7 protein-coding genes are annotated in these 8,042 nt (G+C 59.8%); 6 read left to right on the top strand and 1 reads right to left on the bottom strand.

The genetic code is table 11. The features are described 5' to 3' along the window. Window positions 1–147 precede the first annotated feature (147 nt). A complete protein-coding gene (gene ylqF / locus NW844_RS11185; RefSeq protein WP_414335692.1) occupies window positions 148–999 on the top strand; it encodes a ribosome biogenesis GTPase YlqF in 852 nt (283 codons plus the stop codon). Window positions 1,000–1,059: 60 nt separating this feature from the next. Here ylqF and NW844_RS11190 read toward each other — a convergent pair whose 3' ends face one another. Beyond that, window positions 1,060–2,148 (bottom strand): radical SAM/SPASM domain-containing protein, encoded by a 1,089-nt coding sequence (locus tag NW844_RS11190; protein ID WP_414335693.1) that lies wholly within the window; start codon window positions 2,146–2,148, stop codon window positions 1,060–1,062. A gap of 107 nt (window positions 2,149–2,255) precedes the next feature. Between NW844_RS11190 and NW844_RS11195 the strand changes: the two genes are divergently transcribed. The 5 genes from NW844_RS11195 (at window position 2,256) to NW844_RS11215 (ending at window position 7,910) form a co-directional block, all read left to right on the top strand. Beyond that, window positions 2,256–2,621, top strand: a complete 366-nt coding sequence (locus NW844_RS11195) for an NAD(P)H-quinone oxidoreductase subunit M (protein ID WP_414335694.1) — start codon at window positions 2,256–2,258, stop codon at window positions 2,619–2,621. Window positions 2,622–2,697: 76 nt separating this feature from the next. Beyond that, complete coding sequence (locus NW844_RS11200; RefSeq protein ID WP_414335695.1) at window positions 2,698–3,135, top strand: DUF2996 domain-containing protein; 438 nt, start codon at window positions 2,698–2,700, stop codon at window positions 3,133–3,135. A gap of 162 nt (window positions 3,136–3,297) precedes the next feature. Then, window positions 3,298–4,779 (top strand): glycogen synthase GlgA, encoded by a 1,482-nt coding sequence (gene glgA / locus NW844_RS11205; protein ID WP_414335696.1) that lies wholly within the window; start codon window positions 3,298–3,300, stop codon window positions 4,777–4,779. Window positions 4,780–4,952: 173 nt separating this feature from the next. Beyond that, a complete protein-coding gene (locus NW844_RS11210) occupies window positions 4,953–6,563 on the top strand; it encodes a glycoside hydrolase family 57 protein (RefSeq protein ID WP_414335697.1) in 1,611 nt (536 codons plus the stop codon). After that, entirely contained in the window at window positions 6,564–7,910 is a 1,347-nt protein-coding gene (locus NW844_RS11215) for an FGGY-family carbohydrate kinase (protein WP_414335698.1), read from the top strand. It abuts the gene before it with no gap. Window positions 7,911–8,042 lie beyond the last annotated feature (132 nt).

An 8,042-nucleotide genomic window follows, 5' to 3' on the forward strand; every position in this document is an offset into this window, starting at 1 on the left:
CATTAGCTTGCCCAGGCGAGGGATCCTAGCGCCCTCTGCCTTGTATTATTGAATACTTTGGTGGGCCAGTCGAGCCTCTTGTGGGGAATTGGGCTAGATTGGATCCCACTGCTGATTGCTGTTGTTCACTCTCAACGTTTTGGCGGCATGGGTTCTCCGGCCATCCAGTGGTATCCCGGCCATATTGCCAAGGCCATTGGCCAATTGCGGGAACAGTTGCAGCGGGTGGATGTGGCGATCGAGGTGGTGGATGCACGGATCCCGTTGGCCAGCCGCCATCCCGATCTGGGCCAATGGCTGGGGGAAAAACCTCGCCTCCTGGCTCTGAACAGGGTGGATTGTATCGAAGCCAGGGATCTGAAAGCTTGGCAGGAGTATTTTTTACGGCAAGGGATCCCTGTCTATCCCACCAACGGCCAATCGGGAGAAGGAGTGAATCGCCTTAAACAGGCGATTTTGCAACTGGGGCAGGCGGTCAATAGGCGACGTCAACAGCGGGGCATGCGACCGCGGGCGGTTCGGGCCGTGGTGGTGGGCTTTCCCAACGTGGGCAAATCCGCTTTGCTGAACCGGCTTTTGGGGCGGCGGGCCGTCGAGAGCGCCGCACGTCCGGGGGTGACGCGGCAATTGCGATGGGTGCGGCTGGGAGGGGAGTTGGATCTGTTGGACTCGCCGGGCATCATTCCGCCCTCTCTGCCGGATCAGCAGGCGGCCTCTCTGTTGGCCATCTGCGATGACATCGGCGCAGCCGCCTACGATCCCGAACGGGTGGCGGCCCACTTTTTGGATCAGGTGCTGAAGGTGCAGCCCCAAGCCCAAGCGCTCCTACAAAAGCGCTACGGCTGGACGGATGCGATCCCTCTCGGCAACGTAGCCGTGCAAGAGCTGGCCGAGCGACGCTATCAGGGGAATCCCGAACGAGCGGCGCGGCAAATTCTCAACGACTATCGCAAGGGCTTGCTGGGGCCACTGGTCTTGGAACTCCCTCCCGATACCTGAGCCGCCCAAAAGAAAGTCACGTGGGGCCGCCAGGGGGCATTGACTTTATCTGGAAACCATTCACACTTGTCCCCAGCCGGGATCCAAGCTCTGTTTCCAGGGCCGGTACACCTTGAAGTAGACAACAGAACCCACTTGCCTGGCCAAGGCTTTGGCGAAAGTGTCTCCGCCCATACAGCGCTGGCAAACGGGATGGTTCACCTGCAAGCGATGGAACCCCTGCCGCAGCACACAGGCCGGCTGGCCCCGCAAAATGTCGGCCAGGGATCTCCCCGGCGCCACCTGCCCCAGTGGGATTCGCCCTTCGTAGTCTTTGCAGCAAGGCACCACCGTACCGTCGTAGAGGATCCCCGCCTGAGCAGAAGCCCCATTGCAGTATCCCCAACGGGCTGGGATCACCCGGTTTGTTTCCACATTGCCCCAACTGTCCAACGGGAACGTTTCCAAAACCAAGCGCGGATGGATGGGGATCTGCTGCCAGCGGCCCGCTCGATAAGTGGCAATCTGGGCGTCCACCCAATCGGGAGCCGGTGCATCAGGGATCCCTTGCAAAGCTCGTCTGGCCCAAGCCGAGAGCTGAGCGCGCATCTGCTGGGCAGAATCGATCACCGAAAGAGCCTTGTGCGGCACCAAAAAAGGGTGGGGGCTGGTATCCAGGAACTTGAGATGCACCCGCGTAGGGCTGGTCGAGCGCAAATGCGTCTGCAGAAACTGGGTGATCCCGGCAAAGTAGCGCTCCGGCGTCAGGCGGGTCGGTGCTCCGCGGATGCTGAAGGTAGCCGGATCGGGAGTTTGCAGAGAGAGCGTCAACTTCGTCAGCCGGCTGCGGCTCAGCTTTTCAACGTGCTCCGGCCAGAGGGCGAAGGTGCTACCGTTGCTGGTCAAGTGCAGGCGGAGACCAAGCTCAGCGGCCCTGTGAATGCCCTCAAAAAGGTGTGGGTAGAGCAACGGCTCCCCCATCAGGTGAAAAGCAATCACGCGGGCTAGCCCTGTTGCCGCTACCTCTGCCAAAATCTGCTCCAGCAGCGCGGGATCCATATGCCCCCGCCGCCGTTGCATGATCGCATCTGGACAAAACTCACACTTAAAGTTGCAAACGTTGGTTACCTCGATGTGTAGTCGCTCCAGTGGGGAAACAGCAGCAGGCATAGAGAAAACCTGGGCGGAAGCAGGCTGAGGACAAATGGCGGATCCCCCACTGGCGCTAGGTAGTGATACGCTGTTGAGAAGGTTAGATCCAGATTGGAGCCATTGTAATGCTGAAGTGTACCACCCGCCACGTTCACATCTTTGCCGGCGAGGTTACTGCCGACAACAACTTTGTGCCCCGCGACGATCTGCTCACCCTCGATGTGGATCCGGATAACGAGCTGGTCTGGAACGATGCCGCCCTGCAAAAGGTCTATGCCCGCTTTGAGGAATTGGTGGAAGAGTACAGGGGCCGGGATCTGACCGAGTACAACCTACGGCGCATCGGGTCTGACCTGGAACACTTCATTCGCTCTCTCCTCAAGCAGGGGGAGATTGCCTACAACCTGCAGGGGCGTACTCCCAACTACAGCATGGGCTTCCCCCAGATCCCTGCCGAAGGGATCGTCGGCCAGTACATCCCCAAAGGCTAGCCCTCTTCGCCCTTCTGGACAGATCTAGCCCATTTGAGTCTGTAGCCCAACTTACTTGTTGTCGGAGCACCGATCCATGTCTGGAGAACCCACCCCTCAAGAGATCACTGGCGAAAAGTCGGCCCCTGTCGAGGTCGCTAATCCTGCTACTGAGGCGACTGGCTCCGCCAAAGCCGCCGCGAAAAAACCGGCCAAGGAAGAGAAGCCTTTTGAGCAACTGATTGCAGAAGACGTGATCCCAGCAACCATCGCCGCTTTTGAGAAACGCGGCGTCAACGATCTGCAACTGCGGCTGGAGGGCAAGACGCTGGTCGGCTCATTTGCCGGCGGCAAGAAGCAGTTTAGCGTCCTCTTTGCTGAGGGATCCCTCAACGGGCCCAAGTTCTTCCGCTGTGCTGTTGAAGGATCCCCGGCCAGCACCCTCGAGTCTTTTATGATCGACGAGCGCCGCGTCGACGTGAACCTGTTTGTTTTCTATCTGGTGCAGCGCCTCTACGCCCAGCAGTGGTATTGAGGGATCCAAGCTCCTAGATAGCCCAGCCAAATCGCGCCTGTTCTGCCAGAAGGGATCCCTATTCGGGGATCCCTTTTCGCTGAGGCGGGGGATGGGCTAGCGAAGCCAAAAGAGATTATCTTTTGTGAAGAAAAGTAAGGCGGTGCTACGGGAGATCTCGAAATGTACATCGTGCAGATTGCGTCGGAATGTGCCCCCGTCATTAAGGCGGGTGGGCTAGGGGATGTGGTGTACGGCCTCAGCCGGGAGCTAGAAGTGCGGGGGCACTGTGTCGAGCTGGTTTTGCCCAAGTACGACACCATGCGCTACGACCAGATCTGGGGCTTGCACGATGCCTACCGCGACCTCTGGGTGCCCTGGTATGGGGGAGCCATCCACTGCTCGGTGTACTGCGGCTGGGTACATGGCCGCCTTTGCTTTTTTATTGAGCCCCACTCCGGCGACAACTTCTTCAATCGCGGCTGCTACTATGGTTGCCCAGACGACAACATGCGCTTTGCTTTTTTCAGCAAGGCAGCTTTGGAGTTTCTCCTCAAAAGCAACAAGCGCCCCGACATCATCCACTGTCACGACTGGCAGACAGGACTGGTGCCGGTACTGCTCTTTGAGATCTACAAGTACCACGGCATGGAAAACCAGCGGGTATGCTACACCATCCACAACTTCAAGCACCAGGGCTTTGGCGGCCCGGAAATTCTTTGGGCCACTGGCCTCAATCGGGAGCCCTATTACTTCCACTACGATCGTCTGCGAGATAACTTTAACCCCTTTGCCCTCAACTTTATGAAGGGCGGGATCGTCTTTTCCAACTTTGTCACCACGGTTTCTCCCAACCACGCCCTGGAAGTGCGATTTGGCGATTACGGCTATGGGCTGGGTCACACGCTTTATTTACACCAGCACAAGTTTCGCGGCGTCCTGAACGGCATCGATTACGATATTTGGAACCCTGAGATCGACCGCTTTATTCCTTTTCGCTACACAGCGCAAACTTTGGAAAACAAGGCCAAAAACAAAAGAGCCCTGCGGGAACGGCTGCTGTTGCAAGATGTCGAAAAGCCGATTGTGGCCTATATCGGACGCCTCGATGAACAGAAAGGCGTGCATCTGGTGCACCACGCCATCTACCGCTCCCTGTTCAAAAATGCCCAGTTTGTTCTCCTGGGATCCGCCACGGAGCCGGGGATCGGCGCCTGGTTTGCCCATGAGAAACGCTACCTCAACGACAACCCCGACGTTCACATCGAGCTGGGTTTCAACGAAGAACTTTCCCACCTCATCTATGCAGGGGCAGACATCCTGGTGGTGCCCAGCCACTACGAGCCCTGCGGCCTCACCCAGATGATCGGCCTCAAGTACGGCACAGTTCCGGTGGTGAGGGGCGTGGGCGGCCTGGTGGATACCGTTTTTGACCGCGACTACGACAGTTGCAAATTGCCTGAGCAACGCAATGGCTACGTGTTCTACCACACGGATCACGCAGCCCTAGAGTCGGCGTTGGATCGGGCCATCGACCTGTGGTACACCGCCCCCGACCAGTTTCGCCAACTGCAGATCCAGGGCATGAGCTACGACTACTCCTGGAACTACCCCGGCAAAGAATACCTGGAGATCTACGACCAAATTCGCCACCGCTGGTCCTGACCAACATCCCCCCGGCGGCCACCAGCGATCCCCAGCGATCCCAGCCCTTGACCGCGAGGGGGAAATGCTGGACGATAGGTAGCAATGCTGCTCTTAACCTTCCCTACAGATTGATTGCTGGGGAAGGAAGGCTTGCTCCCTTATCTTCTCCCACCTGAGGATCCCTAGCCGCCATGATAGGCTATCTTGCCTTGGTACTCCACGCACACCTGCCCTTTGTGCGCCACCCCGAGCAGGACTTTGTGCTGGAAGAAGAGTGGCTCTACGAAGCCATCACCGAGACCTATGTCCCGCTGCTGCACATGTTCGAGGGGCTGCGGCGAGATGGCATCGACTTTCGCTTCACCATGTCTCTGACGCCGCCGCTGGTGTCGATGCTGCGGGATCCCTTGCTGCAGGAGCGCTACGACCACTATCTAACCAAGTTGGAAGAGCTGGCCCAACTGGAGTACGACAAGAACGCCACCAACGGCCACATTCGCTACCTAGCCGAGCACTACATCAAGCAATTTGCCATGGTCCGCGATCTCTGGGAGCGCTACGACCGGGATCTGGTGCGGGCCTTCAAACAGTTTCAGGACAGCGGCAACTTGGAGATCATTACCTGTGGCGCCACCCACGGCTACCTGCCCCTGATGCAGATGTACCCGCAGGCGGTTTGGGCGCAGCTGATTGTGGCCTGCGAGCACTACAACGAGCACTTTGGCCAATGGCCGCGGGGGATCTGGCTGCCGGAATGCGCCTACTACCAAGGGCTGGAGCGGATGATCGCCGATGCCGGCCTGCGCTACATGATCACCGACGCCCACGGCCTGCTCTACGCCAAGCCACGGCCCCGCTACGGCATGTACGCCCCCATCTTTACCGAGACCGGTGTTGCCGTCTTCGGTCGGGATCACGAGTCTTCCCAACAGGTGTGGTCGGCGGAGGTGGGCTACCCCGGGGATCCCGTCTATCGCGAGTTCTACAAAGACCTGGGGTATGAGGCCGACTACGAATACATCAAGCCCTACATCATGCCCAACGGCCAGCGGAAAAACACCGGCATCAAGTACCACCGCATCACGGGGCGGAACCTAGATCTAGGGCAGAAGGAACTCTACGATCCCTACTGGGCCAGGGAGAAGGCGGCAGAACATGCGGGCAACTTCATGTTCAACCGCCAGCGACAGATCGAATATCTGCACAGCGTCATGGGGCGCCCGCCGCTGGTGGTGGCTCCCTACGATGCTGAGCTGTTCGGCCATTGGTGGTACGAGGGCCCCTGGTTTTTGGATTTTCTCATTCGCAAGAGCTACTTCGACCAAACCACCTATCGCATGACCCACCTGGCGGAGTACTTGCGGGAGAACCCCACCCAACAGGTGTGCAAACCGGCCCAATCCAGTTGGGGGGCGCGCGGCTTCCACGAGTACTGGCTCAACCCCACCAACGCCTGGATCTATCCCCACTTGCACAAGGCCACCGAGCGGATGATCGAGCTGAGCCGCCGTGAGCCCGCCGATGACCTGGAGTGGCGAGCCCTGAACCAGGCGGCGCGGGAAGTGCTGTTGGCCCAATCTTCCGACTGGGCCTTCATCATGCGCACGGGGACGATGGTTCCCTATGCCGTACGCCGCACCAAGTCCCACCTGCTGCGCTTCAATCACCTCTACGAGAAGATCCAAGCCGGCCAGTTGCGGCGAGAAAAAGCCACCCCCGAAGACGAGCAGTGGCTGGCCAAGGTGGAATACATGGACAACATCTTCCCCAACATCAACTACCGAGTTTACCGGCCCCTCTGAATGTCCCCTGTATTTCTCGGGATCGATCTGGGCACTTCGGGGATGCGGGTGGTGGCCCTCTCCGAGACAGGGGAGGTGGTGGTCAAAAGCGAGCGCTCCTGGGATCCCCCGGAAACCAATCCAGGCCGCTGGCTGCGCACCCTGAAGGCGCTGCTGGGCCACCTCAAAGCTCAACTGGGGGATCGCTACGCCATTGTTGCCCTGAGTGCCTGCAGCACCTCGGGTACAGTGCTGCCGGTGGACGGGCGGGGCATGCCGCTGGATCAAGCCTGGCTGTATTCCGACCTGCGGGGCCAGGCCCAGGCCCAGCGCCTGGGGATCCCTGCCAGTTGGGGGCTCGGCCGCTGGCTGTGGTGGGCAGAGGCCCATCCCGACCAATACCGGGACAGCTACCTGGCCCATCCGGCGGACTTTCTCCTCAGCCAACTGGGGGGCCGCCGGCGGGTAACCGATCACACCCATGCCCTCAAGAGCGGCTTTGACCTGGAAACCTACACCTGGCCGCGGGAGCGGCTATCTCAGCAGGGCCTTGATCCCAAGCGCTTTCCTGAGGTGGTGGCGCCAGGAACAGTTCTGGGAACGGTGCGGCCTGAGTGGGAGCTGGGGCCAGAAGTGCTGATTGCTGCCGGGATCACCGATGGCTGCGCCGGGCAACTGGCAGCAGGAGCTACTCGCTTGGGGCAGGTTTCCACCAGCCTGGGCACAACTCTTATCTTCAAGGCCAACAGCCCTGACCCTGTGCAAACGCCGAGTATCTATTCTCATCTGCACCCCGACCGCAGCGGTTGGTGGCCGGGGGCGGCCTCCTTTTGCGGCGGCGGCGTCCTGCCCCACTTCTTTCCCGGCGGCGACTTTGCTGCCTTGGATCGGCAGGCGGAGGCCCATCTGCCCACGGGCCTAGTCAGCTATCCTCTCTGCCGGCCCGGCGAGCGTTTTCCCATCCTGGATAGCGAATTTGCCGGCTTCTTGCCCCAGGCGGAAGTGGGATCCCTTCGCTTTTATGCAGCTCTTTTGGAAGGGGTGGCGATGGTGGAGCGGCTGGGGCTGGAAACCTTGATTGCCCACGGGATCCCAGTGCAAGAGCCGCTATTAACCACTGGCGGCGGCTGCAAAAGCCCCCTCTGGCTGCGCCTGCGGGCCAGCATCCTCGCCCGCCCCCTGGCAGTGGTCAGGCACCCGGAGCCGGCGGTAGGGGCAGCCATCCTGGCCGCCTCAGCCTATTGGTGCTGTTCGGTGCAGCAGGCTGCCGATCGCTTGGTACAGGTGGAACGCCTCATCCAGCCGGATTCCGAGTGGGTCAAGGCTTATGCCGAGATCTACTCGGAGTTCCGTAGCCGCCTTTTCTAGGGAGTTTCCAATTTCTTTTCTTTATCTTTTCCAATTTCTAGGGATCCCCCGAAGAGCTAACCGCTCGCCTCCCCTCTCCCACTGGGAGAGGGGCCAGGGGTGAGGGAAGTTGGATCCCCCCGAAGGGGAACC

The sequence above is a fragment of the Synechococcus sp. H55.2 genome (genome assembly GCF_047462495.1).
In the GTDB taxonomy this organism is placed as follows: Bacteria; Cyanobacteriota; Cyanobacteriia; order Thermostichales; family Thermostichaceae; genus Thermostichus.

Excerpts from the sequence above, each read along its gene's own strand:
- ylqF (WP_414335692.1), top strand. The coding sequence starts at position 148 with ATGGGTTCTCCGGCCATCCAGTGGTATCCCGGCCATATTGCCAAGGCC.
- NW844_RS11190 (WP_414335693.1), bottom strand. The coding sequence starts at position 2,148 with ATGCCTGCTGCTGTTTCCCCACTGGAGCGACTACACATCGAGGTAACC.
- NW844_RS11195 (WP_414335694.1), top strand. The coding sequence starts at position 2,256 with ATGCTGAAGTGTACCACCCGCCACGTTCACATCTTTGCCGGCGAGGTT.
- NW844_RS11200 (WP_414335695.1), top strand. The coding sequence starts at position 2,698 with ATGTCTGGAGAACCCACCCCTCAAGAGATCACTGGCGAAAAGTCGGCC.
- glgA (WP_414335696.1), top strand. The coding sequence starts at position 3,298 with ATGTACATCGTGCAGATTGCGTCGGAATGTGCCCCCGTCATTAAGGCG.
- NW844_RS11210 (WP_414335697.1), top strand. The coding sequence starts at position 4,953 with ATGATAGGCTATCTTGCCTTGGTACTCCACGCACACCTGCCCTTTGTG.
- NW844_RS11215 (WP_414335698.1), top strand. The coding sequence starts at position 6,564 with ATGTCCCCTGTATTTCTCGGGATCGATCTGGGCACTTCGGGGATGCGG.